A 1,228-nucleotide genomic window follows, 5' to 3' on the forward strand; every position below is an offset into this window, starting at 1 on the left:
AACCATGTCCGATTAGAGAAGGCAACATAGATGCGGGGGCCGTCCCGCAAATCCGGTCCGGTAGGAGTTCCAAGGGGGGCAGGTGTTTCAGGTGAAAGGGTCATGTCAGCCTCGCAAAAATGAATCCTCGCCCGCGTGCCTTTCCCGGCAGGCGGGAGGGGGCGGACGAGAGGTGCGGGCGCCCGGGCGTATAAGGGCCGGGGGCAAGGCGGGAAGGTAGGAGGCAAGGGGAGAAGCGAGCGGTTCCAGGTCACCGGCGCCTTGCGCGCGGGCCGCGCCCGGGCAGACGCGCCGTCCGCCCCCTCACGGCTGCAGGGAAAGCTTGTCCACGCCTGCAAATGCCAAACAGGCAGGCTGGCGCCCTGGATACGAATCCGTCCAGACCCGACAGCCATGGCCTTGCACATACGAGACTTCCGGGAAGCAGACCGCGCAGCATTGATTGCGCTGTGGGAGACATGTGGGCTGACAAAGCCCTGGAACGATCCCGATGCCGATATCGACCGGATCCAGGTCTCGCGCGATGCCACGATCCTTATCGGCACGGTGGATGACGCGGTCGTCGCCAGCGTCATGGTCGGCCATGACGGTCATCGCGGCTGGATCTACTATCTGGCTGTGAGCCCTGACCGCCATACCCGAGGCCATGGACGCGAAATGATGGCAGAGGCCGAGCTTTGGCTGACGGCCCGTGGTGCGCCAAAGGTGCAGCTGATGGTGCGCCAAGAGAATGAAGATGCGGCCGACTTCTACAGCGCATTGGGGTACGAGCGCCAGGATGTGACCGTACTCGGCAAATGGCTCACGCCGTCGACTGAGGCTGACTGAGGCTTCGAGAGGCCACGCGTCAATGACCCCTCTGGCCGTCAGGCCAGTGGGAAGCATGCGGCGCGGCCCCCGGCCGGCGAGCCCCCGCAGCGCGCGGCGACCCGAAGGGGTGGCCGCGTGACCGGAGACGAGCCGGGCCCGGTCGAATGCCTTCCCGGATTTTGTGGGCTCCAGCCGCCCGGACAGCCCCGCGCAGCGGGCTGGGGGAGGGTGATATTTCCAGACATTGCGAGTGCTCACCGGGTCCTGGAACGCGCCACTTTCATCCAGTGGCCTGCATTCCTGCCGAAACAAATATTGCGCCCGTACGCGTTTCTTTTGCCGGATGATGCCGGTTGATCGTTGAGTCTGCTGGCATCGCGTTCAGCAAGGAGGAACCGCTGGCGCCGATGCATGCGGG

The 1,228-nt window shown here is 65.0% G+C and carries 1 protein-coding gene; it reads left to right on the forward strand.

What is annotated here, in order from left to right; translation table 11 throughout:
* The first annotated feature begins 393 nt into the window (after nt 1–393).
* Nucleotides 394–828: a GNAT family acetyltransferase gene (locus tag HY30_RS16560; protein WP_034743449.1), complete on the forward strand. Its 435-nt coding sequence runs from the start codon at nt 394–396 to the stop codon at nt 826–828.
* Nucleotides 829–1,228: the final 400 nt, after the last annotated feature.

The organism is Hyphomonas chukchiensis (assembly GCF_000682695.1).
GTDB lineage: Bacteria > Pseudomonadota > Alphaproteobacteria > Caulobacterales > Hyphomonadaceae > Hyphomonas > Hyphomonas chukchiensis.

Bases quoted from the DNA above. Each gene is read 5' to 3' on its own strand.
- HY30_RS16560 (WP_034743449.1), top strand. From the start codon at position 394: ATGGCCTTGCACATACGAGACTTCCGGGAAGCAGACCGCGCAGCATTG.